This window comes from Mesorhizobium sp. CA14 (assembly GCF_020165195.1).
Lineage (GTDB): Bacteria > Pseudomonadota > Alphaproteobacteria > Rhizobiales > Rhizobiaceae > Mesorhizobium.
Window position 1 is genome coordinate 62,689 of the sequence record NZ_JAIUHR010000015.1, and the last position, 20,262, is coordinate 82,950.

26 protein-coding genes are annotated in these 20,262 nt (G+C 64.9%); 18 read left to right on the top strand and 8 right to left on the bottom strand.

Going from position 1 to position 20,262, the window contains the following annotated elements; genetic code table 11:
• Positions 1-157: 157 nt before the first annotated feature.
• From LB565_RS17130 to LB565_RS17140, 3 genes are all read left to right on the top strand, one after another.
• A complete protein-coding gene (locus LB565_RS17130; RefSeq protein ID WP_224585963.1) occupies positions 158-1,966 on the top strand; it encodes a methyl-accepting chemotaxis protein in 1,809 nt (602 codons plus the stop codon).
• A 241-nt stretch (positions 1,967-2,207) separates the two neighbouring features.
• Positions 2,208-3,314, top strand: a complete 1,107-nt coding sequence (locus LB565_RS17135) for a hypothetical protein (RefSeq protein WP_224585965.1) — start codon at positions 2,208-2,210, stop codon at positions 3,312-3,314.
• Positions 3,315-3,512: 198 nt separating this feature from the next.
• Entirely contained in the window at positions 3,513-4,139 is a 627-nt protein-coding gene (locus tag LB565_RS17140; RefSeq protein ID WP_224585966.1) for a nucleoside triphosphate hydrolase, read from the top strand.
• 148 nt (positions 4,140-4,287) lie between these two features.
• On the opposite strand, the gene LB565_RS17145 is transcribed toward LB565_RS17140, so the two are convergent.
• From LB565_RS17145 to LB565_RS17160, 4 genes are all read right to left on the bottom strand, one after another.
• Complete coding sequence (locus LB565_RS17145) at positions 4,288-4,581, bottom strand: hypothetical protein (protein ID WP_224585969.1); 294 nt, start codon at positions 4,579-4,581, stop codon at positions 4,288-4,290.
• A 39-nt stretch (positions 4,582-4,620) separates the two neighbouring features.
• Entirely contained in the window at positions 4,621-5,325 is a 705-nt protein-coding gene (locus LB565_RS17150) for a glutathione S-transferase family protein (protein ID WP_224585971.1), read from the bottom strand.
• 237 nt (positions 5,326-5,562) lie between these two features.
• Positions 5,563-6,771, bottom strand: a complete 1,209-nt coding sequence (locus tag LB565_RS17155) for a beta-ketoacyl-[acyl-carrier-protein] synthase family protein (protein ID WP_224585974.1) — start codon at positions 6,769-6,771, stop codon at positions 5,563-5,565.
• 4 nt (positions 6,772-6,775) lie between these two features.
• Complete coding sequence (locus LB565_RS17160; protein ID WP_041003067.1) at positions 6,776-7,030, bottom strand: acyl carrier protein; 255 nt, start codon at positions 7,028-7,030, stop codon at positions 6,776-6,778.
• A gap of 236 nt (positions 7,031-7,266) precedes the next feature.
• On the opposite strand from LB565_RS17160, the gene LB565_RS17165 reads away from it, so the two are divergent.
• The 5 genes from LB565_RS17165 to LB565_RS17185 are packed head-to-tail and all read left to right on the top strand — an operon-like array spanning position 7,267 to position 9,648.
• Positions 7,267-8,124: an urease accessory protein UreD gene (locus tag LB565_RS17165; protein WP_411970659.1), complete on the top strand. Its 858-nt coding sequence runs from the start codon at positions 7,267-7,269 to the stop codon at positions 8,122-8,124.
• A gap of 21 nt (positions 8,125-8,145) precedes the next feature.
• The gene (locus LB565_RS17170; RefSeq protein WP_041003069.1) at positions 8,146-8,448 is read left to right on the top strand and encodes an urease subunit gamma; all 303 of its coding nucleotides are present in this window, start codon (positions 8,146-8,148) and stop codon (positions 8,446-8,448) included.
• Positions 8,449-8,460: 12 nt separating this feature from the next.
• Positions 8,461-8,715: a DUF1272 domain-containing protein gene (locus LB565_RS17175; RefSeq protein ID WP_224585975.1), complete on the top strand. Its 255-nt coding sequence runs from the start codon at positions 8,461-8,463 to the stop codon at positions 8,713-8,715.
• Between the two features lie 25 nt (positions 8,716-8,740).
• On the top strand, positions 8,741-9,334 hold the full coding sequence (locus LB565_RS17180; RefSeq protein ID WP_224585978.1) for a HupE/UreJ family protein: 594 nt from the start codon (positions 8,741-8,743) through the stop codon (positions 9,332-9,334).
• A gap of 8 nt (positions 9,335-9,342) precedes the next feature.
• A complete protein-coding gene (locus LB565_RS17185) occupies positions 9,343-9,648 on the top strand; it encodes an urease subunit beta (protein ID WP_224585980.1) in 306 nt (101 codons plus the stop codon).
• A gap of 17 nt (positions 9,649-9,665) precedes the next feature.
• Here LB565_RS17185 and LB565_RS17190 read toward each other — a convergent pair whose 3' ends face one another.
• The gene (locus LB565_RS17190) at positions 9,666-10,151 is read right to left on the bottom strand and encodes a hypothetical protein (RefSeq protein WP_224585982.1); all 486 of its coding nucleotides are present in this window, start codon (positions 10,149-10,151) and stop codon (positions 9,666-9,668) included.
• Positions 10,152-10,268: 117 nt separating this feature from the next.
• On the bottom strand, positions 10,269-10,646 hold the full coding sequence (locus LB565_RS17195) for a hypothetical protein (RefSeq protein WP_224585984.1): 378 nt from the start codon (positions 10,644-10,646) through the stop codon (positions 10,269-10,271).
• Positions 10,647-10,813: 167 nt separating this feature from the next.
• Between LB565_RS17195 and ureC the strand changes: the two genes are divergently transcribed.
• The 8 genes from ureC (at position 10,814) to LB565_RS17235 (ending at position 17,024) form a co-directional block, all read left to right on the top strand.
• Positions 10,814-12,526, top strand: coding sequence for an urease subunit alpha (gene ureC, locus LB565_RS17200; protein WP_411970658.1), 1,713 nt, complete (start codon positions 10,814-10,816; stop codon positions 12,524-12,526).
• A gap of 95 nt (positions 12,527-12,621) precedes the next feature.
• Complete coding sequence (locus tag LB565_RS17205) at positions 12,622-13,215, top strand: hypothetical protein (RefSeq protein ID WP_224585987.1); 594 nt, start codon at positions 12,622-12,624, stop codon at positions 13,213-13,215.
• A gap of 45 nt (positions 13,216-13,260) precedes the next feature.
• Positions 13,261-13,866, top strand: a complete 606-nt coding sequence (locus LB565_RS17210; RefSeq protein WP_224585989.1) for a glutathione S-transferase family protein — start codon at positions 13,261-13,263, stop codon at positions 13,864-13,866.
• Complete coding sequence (gene ureE, locus LB565_RS17215; RefSeq protein WP_224585991.1) at positions 13,863-14,444, top strand: urease accessory protein UreE; 582 nt, start codon at positions 13,863-13,865, stop codon at positions 14,442-14,444. The genes LB565_RS17210 and ureE overlap by 4 nt, the downstream gene beginning before the upstream one ends.
• Positions 14,401-15,108 (top strand): urease accessory protein UreF, encoded by a 708-nt coding sequence (locus tag LB565_RS17220; protein WP_411970660.1) that lies wholly within the window; start codon positions 14,401-14,403, stop codon positions 15,106-15,108. Before ureE ends, LB565_RS17220 begins: the two co-directional genes overlap by 44 nt.
• A complete protein-coding gene (locus LB565_RS17225; RefSeq protein ID WP_224585993.1) occupies positions 15,105-15,545 on the top strand; it encodes a DUF3995 domain-containing protein in 441 nt (146 codons plus the stop codon). The genes LB565_RS17220 and LB565_RS17225 overlap by 4 nt, the downstream gene beginning before the upstream one ends.
• Positions 15,542-16,174 carry an urease accessory protein UreG gene (gene ureG / locus LB565_RS17230; RefSeq protein WP_140628301.1) on the top strand — a complete coding sequence of 211 codons (633 nt, stop codon included), beginning with the start codon at positions 15,542-15,544 and terminating at the stop codon, positions 16,172-16,174. The genes LB565_RS17225 and ureG overlap by 4 nt, the downstream gene beginning before the upstream one ends.
• 82 nt (positions 16,175-16,256) lie before the next feature.
• A complete protein-coding gene (locus tag LB565_RS17235) occupies positions 16,257-17,024 on the top strand; it encodes a class II aldolase and adducin N-terminal domain-containing protein (RefSeq protein ID WP_224585995.1) in 768 nt (255 codons plus the stop codon).
• A gap of 16 nt (positions 17,025-17,040) precedes the next feature.
• Here the strand turns inward: LB565_RS17235 and LB565_RS17240 are convergent, their stop codons facing one another.
• A complete protein-coding gene (locus tag LB565_RS17240; protein ID WP_224585997.1) occupies positions 17,041-17,724 on the bottom strand; it encodes an HAD family hydrolase in 684 nt (227 codons plus the stop codon).
• A 208-nt stretch (positions 17,725-17,932) separates the two neighbouring features.
• Between LB565_RS17240 and LB565_RS17245 the strand changes: the two genes are divergently transcribed.
• Positions 17,933-18,889 carry a sugar-binding transcriptional regulator gene (locus tag LB565_RS17245; protein ID WP_224586000.1) on the top strand — a complete coding sequence of 319 codons (957 nt, stop codon included), beginning with the start codon at positions 17,933-17,935 and terminating at the stop codon, positions 18,887-18,889.
• Between the two features lie 20 nt (positions 18,890-18,909).
• On the opposite strand, the gene LB565_RS17250 is transcribed toward LB565_RS17245, so the two are convergent.
• Positions 18,910-19,095 (bottom strand): hypothetical protein, encoded by a 186-nt coding sequence (locus LB565_RS17250; RefSeq protein WP_224586002.1) that lies wholly within the window; start codon positions 19,093-19,095, stop codon positions 18,910-18,912.
• A 110-nt stretch (positions 19,096-19,205) separates the two neighbouring features.
• Between LB565_RS17250 and gcvA the strand changes: the two genes are divergently transcribed.
• On the top strand, positions 19,206-20,114 hold the full coding sequence (gene gcvA / locus LB565_RS17255; protein ID WP_224586004.1) for a transcriptional regulator GcvA: 909 nt from the start codon (positions 19,206-19,208) through the stop codon (positions 20,112-20,114).
• Positions 20,115-20,262 lie beyond the last annotated feature (148 nt).

The window sequence follows — 20,262 nt, forward strand, 5'->3', positions numbered from 1 at the left end:
CGCCGACGCCGACAGTCTCCTCTCCCCTTGGGGAGAGGTCAGCCGAGCGAAGCGGAGGCTGGGTGAGGGGCCGTCCACGCCTGGCTCGCACCCCCGCTTTGCCTTCCGCCCCACCTTTCCGTTAATATGCGCGCGGCTTGGTTTGGGGGGATCGGCAATGTCGGAAATCGCCACGGGTACGACCTCGCTTCTGCGGGCATCGCTCAGCCGCACCGGCAAATGGGCGGCGAGCTTCGCCTTTATCAGCGGCGCGGTCGGTGACGTGCTTAACCCGCTCGGGCCGTTTGCCGCCTATATCGCGCTCGGCGCCGCGGTCGCGGCGTTGATCATCGCCATCGCCATGGTGCTGCGCCTGGTGTTGGCGGCTAAAGCCATGCCGGCGCTGATCTTCGCCACCAGCGCCGCAGCAATCGCCGGCGGCGTCTACGGCATCCAGCAGCAAACGAGCTCGCAGAACGGCGTGATCGCCAATCTCGTGCCGGCGGTGGCCGAGCTGCAGCAGTCGCTGGGCATCGTCTCGCAAAAGGTGGCTAAGATCGAAAAGACCGTCACCGAAACCCAGAAAACCGTCGAAGCGGTCAAGAAATCCACCGACACGGTGGCGAAGACGACCGAGGAGATCGCGCAGACCCAGACCAAGCAGACCGCGCAAGGCGCCGAGACGCAGAAGACCGTGGAGGCGGTCAAGCAGACCACCGACAGCTTGGCCGTTGGCCAGCAACAGCAGCAGGCGCAGGCGGACAAGCTGCAGGCGACGACCGAGCAGATCTCCGCTTCCATCGACACGATCGCCAAGGGCTTTGCGCAGCTTGCGGCGCAGGGCGGCGCGATCGCCGACCCGAAGCGCCCGGACGAGTTTTATCACAATGCCCGCGTCTACGAGCTGGCCGGCGACATGCTCAACGCCCGCCGTTCCTACCTCGCCTTTGCCGGCTTCGATGTCGACGCGATCGACCCCTACACGCGCTTCGCCACGCTGCTGAGGGTCCAGGACGGCAAGGCCGGCGCCCGCGAAGTGTTCGGAACGTTGGCGGAAAAGGCCAAGGCGCCGTCGATCAAGCTCGTCCATCTTTTGCAGTTCGACGACGCCCAGCGGCTTGACAAGCTCAACGCCTTCATCGCCGCCAACCCGGATTACGCGCCGGCTTACTTTCTCCTGGCGCAGGAATTCTCCGAGGATCGTCTCGGCAGCCAGACGCTCGCCGACAAGCGCAGCGAAGCGCAGGCGCTGACCAAGTTCGTTTCCTATGAGAAGGATGGCGGCCTGCTCAAATATTTCGTCGATCAGACGCAACTGGCCGACTGGCTCGACCGCAGCCGCACGCGTCTCGCGGCATTGGGCGACGTGCTCGACCCGTCGCGCTTCGTACCGACGCTGACGCCGACGCGCTCCAACGCCGGCTGGTCGATGACGATTTCGCTGCCGGAGCCGGCGACGGCGATTTCCTGGCGGCTCGGCGACAGCGGCCCGTTCACCGACACCGGCCTGATGGCGATGAACGACCAGCGCACCGGCAAGCCGATGCCCAATCCGAGCTTCGAGCTGCCGGACAGCACCGCCGCCGCCACCATCGCCATCAAATATCTGGACATCCGCGGCCGCGAGACCGGCCCGTTCGACATCCGCTTCGATCCGGATTCGGCGCTCCAGCAAGGCAACAAGCAGATCCTCGACCAGTTCTGGACGTCATGGATCGCCTTCGACGCCGGCGGCAATCGCGGCCTGGTCTATTTCACCCAGATGCTCTCCTTCCGCTGCGCCATCAAGGCGGTGCATTACAGCCTGAACGGCACCGCGCTCGACAAGGAGATCAAGATGCCGCCCTGCGACGACAAGGACCCCTACGCCATTCCGTCCGACTACCAGCCTTACTTCAAGGTCAAGGACGACGTGAAATCGATGGCGGTGCAGGTGACCTATACCGACGGCACGAAGTCGCCGGTCAGGGAGTATAAGAGGCAGTAGGGTTCGTTTTCAGCGTGGCGCTGTTCCCCTCTCTTGCGATTTTTTATCGCGCGTGAAGCGGCGACCTATCCTTCGTCATTCTAGGGTCTGCGCGCGTCGCTTCGCTCCTTGCTCCGCCCTAGAATGACGAAGGATAGGTTGGCGGGGGCGAAAACGCCTGATGCAAATTGCCAGCCATCACGCTTGCGTATCCGGTGCTGGACAGGCTTTGCTGCCGCGAGAAAAGATTCGGGAAGCATTCATGGACACGCTCACCATTGTCGCAAAGGGCATTTCCGTCTCGCTCGATCTCGCCGTCGGTCACATCAATGCCATGGAGGTCGAGGCCGAAGGCCGCGTTCTGAAGCCTCTGCATCGTGCGCCCTGGGTCGGCTCGGCGCGCGAGACATTGCCCGCGAACCTCCCCGAAGGCACGGTGCGGCTCTCCGGCGACTTCCTCTGCGCGCCTTTCTCCGCCAGCGACGTCGAGGCCGCACCCCTGCATGGCTGGCCGGCCAACAGCGAATGGGATGTCGTCGAAAGCGCCGCCATTGCCGGCGGCTGGCGGGCCGTCTTCCGGCTGCGCCGCAAGGTCACGGGCGCCACGGTCGACAAGGTCTTCACGCTGCGCGACGGCCAGCCCTTCCTCTACCAGGAGCACATCTTTTCCGGCGGCTCGGGCGCGATCTCCGTCGCCCATCATCCGATGACGGTCATGCAAGGCGGCGGCCGGTTGGCCTTCTCGCCGAAGCGCGTGGCGGTGACGCCCGCCACGCCGCTCGAGCCCGATCCGGCGCGCGGCCGCTTCATGCTCGCCTATCCGGCCCGCGCCAGCGACCTTGCGCGGTTCCCGCTGGCCGCCGGCGGCACCACCGATCTCACCGACTACCACACCGAGGACAAGCGCGAGGATTTCATCACCCTGGTGGAGGCGGATCACGGCGGGCCGGGCTGGACGGCGATTGCCCGCCGCGCCGAGCGGGATCTGGTTCTCGTGCTGAAGAATCCGGCCGAACTGCCGGTCACCATGCTGTGGTTCTCGAATGGCGGCCGCGATTACGCGCCCTGGAGCGGCCGTCACGTCGGCGTGCTCGGCATCGAGGACGGCCGCACGGCCGTCGGCCATGCCGCTTCACTCGGCGACAACTGGCTGAAGCATGAAGGCGTGGCGACGGCCTTTGCGCTGAACGAGGGTCGGTCGGTGTCGTTCCGCCATGTCATCGGCGCGGTGCCGTTCGCGGACACCGAACCACCAAGCGCCCTGGAAACCGCGCCTGACCGCTTGCGTGTCCTCGCTGCCGGCGGGGCAGCACGGGAGGTGCCGTTCGACGGCGGGTTCCTGCGCATTGGGCGTACGGTTCCGGCCTGAGGTCACATGGCGAAGCTAAGGATGGGACGATTAAGAAAGTTACTGCGACGCCGCGTTCCGTCACACCCCCCTCTGTCCTGCCAGCATTTCGGATTCTGCACCGCAGCGGCGGCATGCGGCTGCCAACTCGCCGCCTGGGTTTGAAATTTCCATCCACACCCGCCAAAATGCCTGTCGAATCTTACCGAAGAGCCGCCGATGTCCGAGATCGCTCATATCACAGCCGCCATCTTCAAGCGCGCCGGCAAGGCCAAGCGCTTCGTCGTCGCCATCGCCGGCCCGCCCGGCGCCGGCAAGTCGACACTGTCCGCGTCATTGCATGAGCTTTTGCCGGAGGGCAGCTCGGAAATCGTGCCGATGGACGGCTTCCATTATGACGACATCATTCTCAACCGCCGCGGCCTGCGCCCGCGCAAGGGCGCGCCGGAAACCTTCGATTTCGCCGGCTTCGAGACGCTGCTGAAGCGCATCCGCTCGGGCGAGCCCGACATCGCCATTCCGGTGTTCGATCGCAGCATCGAACTGTCGCGCGCGGCGGCCGAGATCGTCAGCGCCGACACCAAGTTCATCCTGGTCGAAGGCAACTATCTGCTGCTCGACGAGGAGCCCTGGTCGCGGCTGGCGCCTTTGTTCGATTTCACCATCTTCGTCGACGTGCCGCGGGCTGAGCTCGAGCGCCGGCTGATGGAGCGCTGGCGCGAACACGGCAAATCCGACGAGGACGCCCGCGCCTGGATCGCCTCCAACGACATGCCCAACATCGAGCGTGTGCTGGCGCGGCGCCGGCCTGCCGATATGGTCGTTGGTTCCTTGGTTATTGGTTAACCTGCTCAATTTTCAATAGTTTTGGGCGGGAACCTTAAGGTTTTCGCGCCGTTATGACCCTATCCCGAATTGTCCGGCGCCGGAGCAATTCCAGGAAGGCGGGCGAACGCTTTCCCTCCGAAACTGCGAACCGAGAATGCAGGAGCCGTCAGATGGCAACGAACAGCAGAAAAACCGCGCCCAAGAAGGCCAGGACCAGCCAATCCAGAACGACGCAAGCCCAAGCCGGTGCCGGCCCCGCGGCGGCCGAGCGATCGAAGGACGCCAAGCCGGCCTTCGGTAAGGCAGCGCCGAAGAAAGTGACGCCCGGCGCGGCCCACAAGGTCGCAGCCAAAGCGCAGAAGCCGCACAAGCCAGCTGCAAGCAAATCGGGTCCGATACGCACGGTCGCAAGCGTTGCGACTGGCGCGGTGGTGGCGACTGCAAGATTGGCCGCATCCATGCTTGGCAGGGGAACCAGTGCCAAGTCGAAATAGGCGCCCTAGCCTTTTGCTGGAATGGCGAGGCCCCGCTTCACCGCCGGCCGCGCCAGGCCGCGCTCCAGCCATTCGGCAACGGTCGGGAAATCGTCGAAGCCGACCAGGTCGCGCGCTTCGTAGAAGCCGATCAGGTTGCGCACCCAGCCCAGCATCGAGACATCGGCGATTGTGTAGTCGTCGTCCATGATCCACTTGCGGCCTTTCAGGCGCGTTTCGAGCACGCCGATCAGCCGCCGCGACTCGTCGCGGTAGCGCTCCAGCGGCCGCTTGTCGGCAATTTCGCGTCCGGCGAATTTGTGGAAGAAGCCGACCTGCCCGAAGATCGGACCGATCGCCGCCATCTGGAAGAACACCCATTGGATCGCTTCGTAGCGGCGCGCCGGATCGGCGGGAATGAGCTTGCCGGTCTTGTCGGCCAGGTAGAGCAGGATGGCGCCGGACTCGAACAGGCCGATCGGCTTGCCGCCCGGACCGTCCGGGTCGATGATCGCCGGTATCTTGCCGTTCGGATTGAGCGACAGGAATTCCGGCGTCCAGCTCTCGTTCTTGCCGATATCGACATAATGCGGCTCATAGGCAAGGCCGATCTCCTCCAGCGCGATCGAGACCTTCACGCCGTTGGGCGTCGTGGCGGAATAGAGCTGCAGGCGCTCGGGCTGCTTGGCCGGCCAGCGCTTGGCGATCGGAAAGGCGGACAGATCGGTCATCGCAAACTCCGGACGAGGATTGGCGCCGCGCGGCGCTTATGGCGGGTCAGGGAGAATTAGGACCCCGGCCGGCCGGGATCAATACGCCGCCAGATCAGGATGACGTTTCGTTGAATCGCCATCCTGATCTAACTCTTTGTTGGAGCATGATCTTCTCCGAGAACCGGTTCCCACTTTCGGGATCATGCTCCCACCAGCTTGCGGTGCACACACAGTCAACCGGGCGGCTTCGGCCGGTCAGACCGCCTTGAAGGCCAGCACCGCATTGGTTCCGCCGAAGGCGAAACTGTTGCTGAGCGCCGCGCGCACCTTGCGCTCGCGTGCCGTGTTCGGCGTCACGTCGAGGTCGCATTCCGGGTCCGGCTGGCGGTAGTTGGCGGTCGGCGGCACGATGCCGTCGCGGATCGCCATCACGCAGGCGATCATCTCCAGTCCGCCCGAAGCGCCGAGGCAATGCGCATGCATCGACTTTGTCGACGACACCGAAAGCGAACGGGCATGGTCGCCGAAGACGCGCTTGATCGCCGCGGTCTCGATCTGGTCATTGGCCTTGGTGCCGGTGCCGTGCGCGTTGAGATAGTCGACATCTTCCGGATTGAGCCCGGCATCCGCCAGGCAGAAACGCATGGCCGCTTCCGGTCCCTCGACGGTCGGCGCGACGATGTCGGAGGCATCGGCCGAAAGCCCGACGCCGGCGATCTCGGCCAGGATCGTGGCGCCGCGCGCCATAGCGTGATCATGGCTTTCCAGCACCGCCATGCCGGCGCCTTCGCCGAGCACAAGGCCGGCACGGTCGGCCGAGAACGGCCGGCAGGTGTCGGGCGAAAGCACCCTGAGCGCCTCCCAGCCCTTCAGCACGCCCCACACCAGCGGCGCTTCGGTGCCGCCGGCGACCATCACATCGGCGCGGCCGAGCCTGATCTGGTCGACGGCCGAGGAAACCGCATGGTTGGCGGACGAGCAGGCCGAAGTGGCGCCGAAAACGGGACCGCGCAGCCCGAGATTCATGCTGACCTGGCCGGCGGCCGCGCCCGGCATCACTTTCGGCACGGTGAAGATGGCGGCGCGGTTGCGCCCTTCGACCAGGATCGCGCGGTAATTCTCCTCGATGGTCTCGAAGCCCGCGACGCCGACGCCGACGACTGCGCCCATCCGGTAGGTGTTGTCGGCATGGGCGGTCAAGCCCGATTGTCGCATCGCTTCCCGCGCCGCGATCACTGCCAGCAGGCTGAAGCGGTCCATCGACACCACCTGCTTGCGGTCGATGCCATGGTCCGGCAATTGCTTGATTTCGCAACCGGTCTTGACCTTGAGGTCATGCAGCGACGGATTGTCGATGGGGCCGATGGCCGAGCGGCCGGCGCGCATGGCGTCCCAGATCGCCGCCGCATCGTTGCCGAGCCCGCAAATCCCGCCGATACCGGTGATGACGACGCGTTTTTGCATGCAGTCAGGCTTTTTTCGCGATCAGTTCGCGAACCGCCTCGACCATGTCGCCGACGTTCTTGAGATTGCTCCAGGCATCGACCGTGTTCATTTCGATCTCGATGCCGTATTTTTCCTCGAGATCGAAGATGATCTCGGTCAACTCCAGCGAATGGATACCGAGCGTTCCGAGATCGGTGCTGGCGGTGATTTCCTCGCCGCCGGTATCGGCATGCGCTTTGATCTTTTCGATGATCTCGGTCGTCAGTTGGTCAGCCATTCGGTTCCTTCCCTGTCGTTTCCCGACGCCAACTGATCAGCGCCTTTTTTTATCCCCGGATCCAACAAACGCCGTTGCCCCTACCTCGCCAGACACCGCGCGGCCGCTCCAGGGTGGCTTCCCTCTATAGAAACCGAAACGATGTCAAGCAACAAGCGATATATCGACAAAGCCGCCGGAGTGCTTAACCTGGGATCGTGGACACGATCGAGAACACCCTGACGTCCCGGCCCGCCTTGCCGCCGGCCGCCGCTCCTTTGCCTGCCGCGCAGCGTGTTGCCGGGCGAGCCAGGCTTTTCTGCGGCAAGAGCGATGGCCGCACGCGCCTACAGCGCCTCTACCAGGACGGATCGGCCAAGATCCGCCTGCCGGCGGTGCAAGGCGATCCGCTCGAGGCGGTGCTCATCAACACGGCTGGCGGGCTGACCGGCGGCGACCGCCTCGGCTGGACGGTCGAGGTTGGCACCGATGCCTCGGCCTCCATCACCACCCAGGCCTGCGAGAAGGTCTATCGCGCCGCCGCCGACAGGGCCGAGATAAGCGTCGGCCTGCGGGTCGGTCCGGGCGGCCGCCTCGCCTGGCTGCCGCAGGAAACCATCGTCTTCGACCGCGCCGCCTTCGTCCGCACGCTGGATGTCGAGCTTGGCGACGATGCCGAGGCATTGATGCTCGAAGCCACGCTGTTCGGCCGGCTTGCGATGGGCGAGCGGATGGTTCAAGGCAGTTTCCATGACCGCTGGCGGGTTCGCCAGGGCGGTGCGCTCGTCCATGCGGAGGATTTCCGGCTCGGCCCGGACATCGCCGCAACGCTCCAGCGGCGGGCGGCGACCGGCGGCGCGCTTGCCGTCGCCACGGTGCTGCTCGTTTCGCCGCAAGCGGAAGATCTGCTGGACAAGGTCCGGGCCATCATCGGCGATCCCGGCATCGGCGGCTGGGGCGGCTGGGGCGGCGCCAGCTTCTGGAGCGTCGGCCGATCTGGCAAGCTTCTTGCGAGGCTCTGTGCCGGCGACGGCTACCAGCTCCGCAAGCGGCTGGTTCCGCTCGTCGAACTGCTCAATGGGCGGGCGGGCCTGCCCAAATTGTGGTCACTCTGATCTGAAATACCGGGACATTGCATGAATCTTACGCCGCGTGAAAAAGATAAGCTGCTTATCGCCATGGCGGCGATGGTGGCGCGCAAGCGCCTGGAGCGCGGCGTCAAGCTCAACCATCCCGAAGCCATCGCCCTGATCACGGACTTCGTCGTCGAAGGCGCGCGCGATGGCCGCCCGGTCGCGGAACTGATGGAGGCGGGCGCCCATGTCGTCACCCGCGCCCAGGTCATGGACGGCATCGCCGAGATGATCCACGACGTCCAGGTCGAAGCGACGTTCCCCGACGGCACCAAGCTGGTGACCGTGCACGAACCGATCCGGTGAGGAGGAAGACCGATGCTGGAGCTCAGGCCCAATTGCGAATGCTGCGACAAGGATCTGCCGCCGGAGGCGACCGATGCGCTGATCTGCACCTTCGAATGCACCTTCTGCGCCGACTGCGTGGACAATGTTCTGGGCGGCGTCTGCCCCAATTGCGGCGGCAATTTCGCGCCGCGGCCGATCCGGCCGGCCGGCAAGCTGACGAAATATCCGCCATCGACCAAACGCGTGCTCAAGGCCGAAGGCTGCGGCCCGCGCAAAGTCGCCTAACCGGGTCAATTGGAAGGGCAGAAAGATGATCCCCGCTTCGACGAAACGAACCACACTTGCCGCGATCCTTTTCCTGGCAGCGGCCATGCCGGCCTACGCCCATGTCGGCGCAGGCTCCACCTCGTCCTTCGCCGCCGGCTTCGCGCACCCGCTGTCCGGCCTCGACCATATGACCGTGATGATCGCCGTCGGCCTGTGGGCGGCGCTGAAGGGCGGCAAGGCGGTTCTTGCCTGGCCGCTCGCCTTTGTCGGCGTGATGCTGGTTGGCGCAGCACTTGGCATGCTGCATGTGCCGGTGCCCTTCGTCGAGCCGGGCATCCTCGCCTCCGTCGTGGCGCTCGGTCTGCTGGTGGCGCTGGCGATCGACCTGCCGGTCTCCGCCGGTGTCGCCATCATCGGCCTGTTCGCCTTGTTCCACGGCCACGCGCACGGCACGGAGGTGCCGGAAAATGCCGTCGGGCTGGAATACATGGCGGGTTTCGCGGTGGCCACGGCGCTGCTGCACGGCATCGGCATCGCCGCGGCTCTCGGCCTCGGCCTGCGTTTCCGCGGCCTGGTGCGCGCCGCCGGCGCCGCGTGTGCTGCGGTCGGCGTCGGCCTCGCCTTCGGCGTGCTGTGAGGGGCGCGATGATCCCCGGCGAAGTCATCACGGCCAGAGGCGACATCGAGCTCAACAAAGGGTTGCCGGCAGTGACGCTCAAGGTCGCCAACACCGGCGACCGGCCGATCCAGGTCGGCAGCCACTATCATTTCTACGAGACCAATGAGGGCCTGAAATTCGACCGCGAGCGTGCGCGCGGCATGCGGCTCGATATCGCCGCCGGCACGGCCATGCGCTTCGAGCCGGGACAGGAGCGCGACGTCACCCTGGTGCCGCTGGGCGGCAAGCGCGAGGTCTATGGTTTCCAGCAGAAGGTGATGGGAAAGCTGTGAGATCCGGCGCGCTCACATCACTTCGGCGGCTTGGCGGCGGCATAGATGACGACCTTCCCCGGATTGTCGAACTCCACGGCGAGCACGTCCTCGGCCTGCACGCGTCGCGAATCGATCGCGTTGAAGAGCAAGGCGTTCGCCTCGATCTCCTGGCGCAATTCGGCGACATCCTCCTGATGCTGCTTCACCTTGTTCTCGATAGCGGGCGGCGGCCCGCCTTCGCTGCGCGCCGCGTCGGTCAGGAAGACGATGTCGACCGTATCGAGCTTGGTGATCTTGCGCACCGCGCCGATATTCTCGCGGGTGCGGTCGATGGCAGTGATGACCTTTCCGGCCTCCGTCGTGGAGAGCGCCTCTTCCTGCCGGACATCGGAATCGACGATTGCCGCGGCAGGCCGGCCGTTGTCCAGCGGCTGCGCCGCGGACGCCGCATGGGCGGCGATCATGAAAAGCGTGGCGGCAGCCACGGGACTCCATTTTGCAAAAGGCGGGGCAATCGCCATCGCTCGCTCCTGACTGAACTCGTGGCGGGGCGAAAACAGCAAAACGGTCCTGTCTGGCCGCAGGTTCCCTTCAAAGGCCGGCAGGCGGACCGCAAGGCGGCCCGCCAAGGCACGCAATCAGCTCGCTTTCTTGGTGATCAGCGTCAGCGCGCCATTGGGCTGCATGCTGGCGGCGATCACCTGCGCCGAGCTCATGCCCTTGGCTTCGAGCGCGGATTTCACCTTGGGCGTGGCGTCGATCGACTTGCGCAATGTCTGCAGGCCGGCATCGCCGCGCTGCGCCACGATCTGATTGACCTGCGTCTGCGCGTCCTTGGGCAATTCAGTGATGTCGACGATGTTGACGCTCTGGATCGTCGGCGCAGCGGGCTGTCCCTTCGGCGCGGCCGGTGCGCTCGGCGCGGGGCTGGGCTGCGGCGTCGGCTGCTGCTGGGCGATCGCGGCACCCGCCATCATCAGGGTGGCGGTCGCGGCGAGAAGAATCGTGTTGCGCATGGATATTCCTTCCATCGATTGGGCAAACGGTCGTTTTGGGCTGACCGGGGCACCTCAACCGCCAAATGGGCGCGCAAAGTGTCGTCGAGCGGGTCATTGCGTGACCATTGGATGGCGACAATGTGGACCCCGCGCTCAATCAACCGGAATTTCGGGAGCAATCGCTGATGGCCAGGATAAGCCGCGCCGCCTATGCGCAGATGTACGGACCGACTGTCGGCGACAAGGTGCGGCTTGCCGACACCGAGCTCTTCGTCGAGGTGGAGAAGGACCTCACCGTTTACGGCGAGGAAGTGAAATTCGGCGGCGGCAAGGTCATCCGCGACGGCATGGGCCAAAGCCAGGTCACGCGGGCCGGCGGCGCTGTCGATACCGTCATCACCAATGCGCTGGTCGTCGACGCGCTCACCGGCATCGTCAAGGCCGATATCGGCCTGAAGGATGGCCGCATCGCCGCGATCGGCAAGGCCGGCAATCCGGACACGCAAGCTGGCGTCACCATCACCATCGGCCCCGGCACCGAGATCATCGCCGGCGAGGGCAAGATCCTCACGGCCGGCGGCTTCGACGCGCATATCCATTTCATCTGCCCGCAGCAGATCGAGGAAGCGCTGATGAGCGGCATCACGACGATGCTGGGCGGCGGCACGGGCCCCGCGCATGGCACCTTGGCCACCACCTGCACGCCCGGTCCCTGGCACATGGCGCGCATGATCCAGTCCTTCGACGCTTTCCCGATGAATATCGGCCTGTCGGGCAAGGGCAATGCCTCGAAGCCGGCGGCGCTGGAAGAGATGGTGCTGGCCGGCGCCTGTTCGCTGAAGCTGCACGAGGATTGGGGCACGACCCCGGCCGCCATCGATTGCTGCCTGTCGGTTGCCGACGCCCACGACGTGCAGGTGATGATCCATACCGATACGCTGAACGAATCCGGCTTTGTCGAGAACACGGTGGCGGCCATCAGGGGCCGCACCATCCATGCCTTCCATACCGAGGGCGCCGGCGGCGGCCATGCGCCCGACATCATCAAGGTCTGCGGCCTGCCCAACGTCATCCCGTCCTCGACCAATCCGACCAGGCCCTACACGGTCAACACCTTGGCCGAGCATCTCGACATGCTGATGGTCTGCCATCATCTGTCGCCGTCGATCCCCGAGGACATCGCGTTTGCCGAGAGCCGCATCCGCAAGGAGACGATCGCGGCGGAGGACATACTGCACGACATCGGCGCCTTCTCGATCATCTCCTCCGACAGCCAGGCCATGGGCCGTGTCGGCGAGGTGGCGATCCGCTGCTGGCAGACCGCCGACAAGATGAAGCGCCAGCGCGGCGCGTTGCCGGACGAAACCGGCGACAACGATAATTTCCGCGTCCGTCGCTACATCGCCAAATACACGATCAATCCGGCCATCGCGCACGGCCTGTCGAAGGAGATCGGCTCGGTCACGGTCGGCAAGCGGGCGGATCTCGTGCTGTGGAACCCGGCCTTCTTCGGCGTCAAGCCGGAGATGGTGCTGGTCGGCGGCTCGATCGCCGCTGCCCCGATGGGCGATCCGAACGCCTCGATACCGACGCCGCAGCCCATGCACTACCGGCCGATGTTCGGCGCCTATGGCAAGGCCCTGACCAACTCCTCGGTAACCTTCGTCTCGAAGGCGGCGTTCGAGGCCGGCCTACAGGGCAGGCTGGGCGTCGACAAGGCGATGATCGCGGTCGAGAACACCCGCGGCGGCATCGGCAAGCATTCCATGGTGCTCAACGACGCCACCCCGCATGTCGAGGTCGATCCCGAAACCTACGAAGTGCGCGCCGACGGCGAGCTTTTGACCTGCGAGCCGGCGACCGTGCTGCCGATGGCGCAACGGTATTTCCTGTTTTGATAGCGGCGGCTGATCGGCGAATGGGCAAATATCGTTGCGGCTCGCGCGCGCAGACCGCAATATGCGGCAAAGCAGCAGCCGCATTGTGATTACGCATGCCCACCGAAATCGCCTCCCCGCACGACATCTTCCCGCATATCCGCATCGTCATGGGCATGGTGATCGGCCTTGGCGTCACGCGGCTGCTTTCGGGAACGGCCCGCATCGTCCAGCATCCGGGCCAGTACCGGATCTACGCGGTGCATCTCGCCTGGGTCGCCTCGGTGCTGCTGATGCTGGTGCATTTCTGGTGGTGGGAGTTCGGGCTCTACGCCATCGAGAACTGGACCTTCGGAAAATACCTTTTCATCATCTTCTATGCCATCACGCTGTTCCTGCTCTGCGCGTTGCTGTTTCCGGATTCGATGCTCGACTACACCTCCTACGAGGACTATTTCTACTCGCGCCGCGCCTGGTTTTTCGGCCTGCTTGGCGCGACCTATCTGCTCGACGTTATCGACACGCTGCTCAAGGGTCCGGAGCATTTCGCCCGCTTCGGCAATGAATATCTGTTCCGCACACCGGTCTTCGTCGCGCTCTGCGTCGCCGCGATCCTGGTCCGCGACCGTCGCTTCCACATCGCTTTCGTCGCGGCGACGCTGATCTACCAGATATCGTTCATCCTGCGGCTGTTCGACACCATCGTCTGAGCGTTCGCGATGCGGTAGGGTTCTCTGAAAGGCAAGAGTTCAACCATGTACAAGGCCGTCGGATCGCGCGGCTCCCGGGTCAGCCGGGTGCTCTGGATGCTCGAGGAGCTCGGGCAGCCCTATGAATTCGTCGAGGTCAAATTGCGCTCGCCGGAAGCCTATGCGCTCAACCCTTCCGGCAAGGTGCCGATCCTCATCGACGGCGACCTGAAAATCACAGATTCGGCGGCGATCTGCGTCTATCTGGCGGACAAGCATGCCGACAAAGGCATGGGCGCCAATCCGGGTGTCGCCGGGCGCGCCGAGATGGACTCCTGGATGCATTTCGCCCAGAGCGAATTGGAAGCGCCGCTGTGGAACAAGCTGCGTCACCGGTTCCTGTTGCCCAAGGACGTCCGCGTCGATGTTGGTCCGGCCGCGGCTTATGATTTCGCATCCGAAATAAAAGCGCTGGATCGCCGGCTTGGCGACAAGCCCTTCGCTTTGGGCGACCGCTTCTCGGCCGTTGACGTATTGCTGGGCGATATGGGGGGCTGGGCCCGTGCAGGCCGTTTCCCGATCGGGTCGGACCGGGTAAACGCCTATTTCGATCGTGTCCTTCAGCGCCCCGCCCGTGCAAGGGCGCAAGCCAATGGCGGAGCCATGAAATGAAGCTCAACATTAACACCGATTTCACCAAATTCCCGCGTGCCGTTTCGATGCTTGCCGCCGGCGACCCGGCTTTGACCGCACCCTACGACAAAGCCGTGCTGCCGCATGACGAGCGGCATCTGCGCCGCCGCGCCATCGAGACCGCGGCCGGCGAAAAGGTGCTGGTCGATCTGCCCGAGCCGGTGGCGCTGAACAATGGCGACCGGCTGGTGCTAGAAGACGGCCGCCAGCTCGAAATCGTCGCGGCACCCGAGGAGGTCTACGACATCCGCGCCCGCGACGCGGTTCATCTCACCGAGCTTGCTTGGCACATCGGCAACCGTCATCTTGCCGCGGCGATCGAGGCGGACCGCATCCTCATCCTGCGCGATCACGTCATCAAGGCGATGCTCGAAGGTCTCGGCGCCACGGTGAGCGAGGTCTCGCAGCCGTTCAGCCCGGTGCGTGGGGCCTATTCCGGACATGGCCGCGACCACGGCCATTCGAATGATCACGATCATGACCACCACGGCCATGATCACGATCACCACGATCATGGGCACGACCATCACCACGGCCACCACCATCATCATGACTGAGGAGCTTTCCAGCGTCGCGCTGCTGCGGCTGATGGCCTGGCTGTCGCCGTCCTTTCCGGTCGGTGGCTTCTCTTACAGCCACGGCCTCGAACGCGCCGTGCAGGACGGGCTGATCGCCGATCGCGACGATCTTGCGGGCTGGCTCGAAACGCTGGTCGAGATCGGCTCGGGCTGGAACGATGCCGTGCTCTTCGCCGAAAGCTGGCGCCGCGGACGGGACGGTGGCGATCTCAGCGAGGTTGCCGCGCTGGCCGAGGCGCTCGCCGGGTCGCGGGAGCGTCATCTCGAAACCATGCTGCAGGGCACGGCTTTTCTCCAGGCGGCGTCCGCCTGGTCGTCTCCGGTGCTGCAGCGCCTGCCGGCCGATTGCCCCTATTGCGTTGCAGTCGGTGCCGTTGCAGGCAGCAGCGGCATCGGCCTTTCGGATGCGCTTTCCGCCTTCCTGCAGGCTTTCTTCTCCAATCTCGTGCAGGCGGCAATCAGGTTGGGCGTCGTCGGCCAGGTCGATGCCGTCGCATTGTTAGCCGGCTTCGAATCACTGGCGCTGGCGACTGCGTCGCGCGCCGCCGCTTCCAGCCTGAACGATCTGGGCGGCGCGGCCTTCATGTCCGACATAGCGGCGATGCAGCACGAAACCCAATATTCGCGGCTGTTCCGCTCATGATCGTGCTTGCCGTCATCCTCTCCTTCGTCCTGCTCCTGGTCACCACGCTGCATGTCTACTGGGGTATAGGCGGCATCTGGCCGGGCATGGACCAGGCATCCTGCGCCCGCGCCGTCGTCGGCTTCCGCGGCGTCGATGAGATGCCGTCGTCATTCGCGAGTTTTGCTGTCGCGGCCTGCCTGGCATTGGCGACGCTCTGGCCGCTGGCGCTCGCTGGCGTGTTCGCAACGCCCTTTCCGCGGGGAGGGTTGGCCGCCACGGCGTTGATGATCGGCTTCGTCTTCTTCGGCCGCGGTATTGCCGGCTTCACGCCCTGGTGGCGCCGGCTTGCGCCCGAACAGCCTTTCGCGCGGCTTGACCAAAGCCTTTATTCGCCGCTTTGCCTCTTGATCGGGGCAGGCTTCGCAATCCTTGCCATCACGGAGTTTCCGGCATGACATCGAAAAACGGTCCTCTTCGCATCGGCATCGGCGGCCCGGTCGGCTCCGGCAAGACGACGCTCACCGAAAAGCTCTGCAAGGCGCTGCGCGACGATTTCTCGATCGCCGTCGTCACCAACGACATCTACACCAAGGAAGATGCGATGATGCTCGCGCGGCTACAGGCATTGCCCGAGGAGCGTATCGTTGGCGTCGAGACCGGCGGCTGCCCGCATACGGCCATTCGCGAGGATGCCTCGATCAATTTGCGCGCCATTGCCGAGCTGAACAAGAAATTCCCCGACCTCGACATCATCTTCATCGAATCCGGCGGCGACAACCTCGCCGCCACCTTCTCGCCGGACCTTGCCGACTTGACGCTTTACGTCATCTCGGTCTGCCAGGGCGAGGAGATCCCGCGCAAGGGCGGCCCGGCCATCACCCGCTCGGATTTCCTGATCATCAACAAGAGCGATCTGGCGCCCTATGTGAACGTCAATCTCGACGTTATGGAGAGCGACGCCGGCCGCATGCGCGGCAAAAGGCCGTTCGGCTTCACCGACCTGTCGCGTGGCAAGGGTTTGCAGGAAGTGATCGACTTCATCGTCGAGCAGGGCGGGCTGCAGTCGGCGCGCCCGGCGGCTTGATCCGCTGAGCCAGCGTTTATCGGTTGCTGGCAGCCGCCATGCGCGGCATTCTCGGAACACAAACCCGAGCGGAGGATTTTCGATGAGCCTTGCCCGCCTGCACAAGGAACCGCTGAGCAACCTGCCTTACTATGAGGAGCGGGTCGATCTTGCCGCCGCCTTCCGCTGGACGGCGCGGCTCAACATGCATGAGGCGGTGGCAAACCACTTCTCGCTGTCCGTCAACGAGGATGGCACGAAGTTCCTTATGAACCCCAACCAGGTGCATTTCTCGCGCATCAAGGCGAGCGACCTGCTCCTGATCGACGCCAACGATCCCGACACGCTGTCCGGCCCCAACGCGCCTGACCCGACCGCGTGGGGTCTGCATGGCGCCATCCACCGCAACGTTCCGCATGCGCGCTGCGTCATGCATGTCCATTCGATCCACGCCACCGTGCTTGCCTCACTGGCCGATTCGACGTTGCCGCCGGTCGACCAGAACTCGGCCATGTTCTTCAACCGCCATGTCGTCGACGCCAATTATGGCGGGCTGGCCTTCGAGGAAGAGGGCGAGCGCTGCTCGCAGCTTCTGACCGACCCGAAGGTCAAGGTGATGGTCATGGGCAATCACGGCGTGATGGTCATCGGCGACACCGTCGCCGACACCTTCAACCGCATGTTCTATTTCGAGCGCGCCGCCGAGACCTACATCAAGGCGCTGTGGACCGGCCGCCCGCTGCGCACGCTCTCCGACGAGATCGCCGAGAAGACCGCGCGCGAAATGGACGATTACCCGGGCCAGGCCGAGCGCCATCTGGCCGAGCTGAAGGCGATCCTCGACGAGGAAGAGCCGGTCTACCGGAATTGATCTTCCTTCTCCCCGTTCACGGGGAGAAGGTGCCGGCAGGCGGATGAGGGGCAGCGCTGACGCGGGGGCTCAGCCCCAATTGCGCTCGCAATTCCTCGGCGCTGTTGATGATGATCGCTCCGGCCGGACCTTCCATCGGCGCTTCCGGCCAGAAGATCGTCCTCATGCCGGCCGCCAGTCCGGCCATGGCGCCCGTGAGACTATCGTCGACGGCGAATGCGTCTGTCGGCTCGACCCCGGCCAGATAGGCGGCGCGCAGGAAGGGCTCGGGCAGCGGCTTGCCGTCGATCACATCGTTGCGGCTGACCGTCAGCATACCGGGATAGGTCAGGCCGACAGCGCGAAGATTGGCATCGACGATCAACCGGTCGGAGTTGGACACCACCGCCTGCTCGACGCCGAGTGCGCGCAATTCGTTGAACACTTCGATCGCGCCGGGACGTGGCTTCAGCGTTGCCGCCAGCGGCAGATAGTGATCGTATTTGCGCACGATCCAGTCGTCGAAGGGCAGGGCGAGGCCGAACTCGTCGCGCAGCATCTCGTAGACCGGCCATGCCGCGATGCCCAGCAGGCGCTCATGCAGGTCGGGCGGCGGAGCGATGCCGACGCTGCGCAGGGCCGCCGCGAGTGCCGCCTCGTGCAGCGGCTCGCTGTCGACCAGCGTTCCGTCCATATCCCAGAAAACGGCTTTCGGCGTCATGCGTGGCTCCTTTCGTCGATCCCCTTAGTCGGTTTCCCGGTGGAGATAAACCTCCCGCAGGCAAATGGTCGGAAGCACGACGAGTTGATCCTTCGACAGCCTACGAGGCGCCCAAGCAATTGCTCTTTCGATAGACAATTGCGCGCTGAAATATTCGCGGTAAGCTATGGCGCCCGTTTCAGCATTCTTGCGGGCGGGGAGGCGAGACGTGAATTCGCGACAGGAAACCGGCAGCACCAGGTTGGACGACGCCGCACGCGCCGGCTGGCTCTATTATGTTGCCGGCAACACGCAGGACCAGATCGCCGCCAAGCTCGGCATCTCCAGGCAAACGGCGCAGCGGCTGGTATCGCTCGCCATGTCGGAGGGCCTGATCAAGGTGCGGGTCGATCATCCGATCGCCAACTGCCTGGACCTAGCCGCGCGGCTGAAGTCGCGCTTCGCGCTCGACCTTGTCGAAGTGGTGCCGAGCGACCCGACCTCGAGCTCGACGACGATCGGCATCGCCGAGGCGGCCGCGGCCGAGATCGAACGCCGGCTGCGCTCGGAGAGCCCCATCGTCATGGCGATCGGCACCGGGCGCACGCTGAAGGCGGCGATCGAGCAGCTGCCGCCGATGGACTGCTCGCAGCACAAGGTCGTGTCCTTGACCGGCAACATCTCGCCGGACGGCTCGGCCGCCTTCTACAACGTCATCTTCACCATGGCCGACCGCGTCAAGGCGCGCTCCTTCCCGATGCCGCTGCCGGTCATCGCCTCCTCGCCGGAAGAGCGCGAGATGCTGCTCAACCAACCGATGATCCAGCCGACGCTGGCGCTGGCCGCGGAAGCCGACGTCACCTTCGTCGGCATCGGCGATCTCGGGCCCAAGGCGCCGCTCTACGAGGACGGCTTCATTTCCGAAAGCGAGCTGAAGGCGCTGCAGAAGGCCGGCGGCATCGCCGAGATCGTCGGCTGGGTCTTCGACCGCGAAGGCCGCATGATCGAGGGCATCACCAACGACCGCGTGTCCTCCGCCGCGCTGCCGTCGCGGGAGAGGTCCCTGGTCATCGCCTTGGCCATGGGCGAGCGCAAGCTGCCTGGCATCCTCGCCGCCGTCAACCGTCGGCTGGTCAATGGCCTCATCACCGACGAACGGACGGCCGAAGCTCTGCTTGCCGGCTGACTGCCCATAAAAAGAGCCGGCTATTGTGAGCGGCCTCGCGGGTCGTTGCCGTCGAGAAATCCCATGTCCCGCTGAAGATGCTCGGAAAATTCCCGGACATCGAGATAACCGCGCCTGCGGCCCGCAAATCTTGCAAATCCCCGCACAAGCGTGAAAAACAAGCCCCGCGCCGGGATCGAAACGAGTTTTTCCTGAACCGTGACCATGATCGTCAGCCTTCGCAATGCTTGAACTGGATTGATCGTCGACCCCAAATATCGGTCTGGCCGGTTCGTGCTTCCAATTAAACCTCGATCATGACCCATAAGGAGGCCTTATGCCCGATCTGAGCTCTCCGCAGCTTGCGCCGCTGCCGCCGCTGCAGGCGATCCGGGTGTTCGAAGCGGTGGCAAGGCACCTGTCCTTCACCAAGGCGGCGCAGGAGCTGGGCATGACCCAGGCGGCTGCGAGCTACCAGATCAAGCTGCTGGAGGAACGCATCGGCGGGCCGCTGTTCCTGCGCCGTCCACGGCAGATCGAGTTGACCGAGGCCGGCCAGCGCCTGGCGCCCGCCGTCAGCGAGGCCTTTTCCATCTTGGGCCAGGCCTATGCGGCGGCGCGCGGCGGCGCCGACGGCCTGCTTTGCGTCACCACCGTGCTGACCTTCGCGTCGAACTGGCTGGCGCAGCATCTGGGCTCGTTCCAGCTTGCCCATCCCGCACTTGCCGTGCGGCTCGACACGTCCAGCCGCTTGACCGATTTCGCGCGCGAGGATGTCGATCTCGCCATCCGCTCCGGCGGCGGCAAATGGCCGGGCCTCGAGGCGCACAAGCTGCTCGACGCCGATTTCACGCCGATGCTGAGCCCCAAGCTCGCGGCGAGCATAGGCGGCGTGAAGGAGCCGGCAGACCTGTTGCGCCTGCCGATCCTCGATCCCGGCGACATCTGGTGGTCGCAATGGTTCGAGGCCGCCGGCGTGACCGGGCATGATCTCGCCAAGCGGCCGGGCTCCAGCATGGGCGCGCAGGCCTATGAGGCGAACGCGGCGATGGCCGGCCATGGCGTGGCCATCCTGACCAGAGCCCTGTTCAAGAACGAGATCGCCGACGGCCGCCTGATCCAGCCCTTCGACCTCGTCGGCGATGACGGCCATGCCTATTGGCTGGTTTATCCGACGGCGCGCCGCAACGTGCCGAAGATCCGCGCCTTCCGCGACTGGATCCTGGCCGAGATCGCCTGCCCGTAAGCCGACCGCCGTAGCGCCCTTCGCCAAGAGGCCGGCGCGTAGCCGGATCGGGTCACGTTGCGTCAGTTCTGCTGCGCTGCAGCATAGATTCCGGCTTGACATAAATCACAGCAAGTGAGTAATTGCTCATAACCAAGGCAAATGCTCA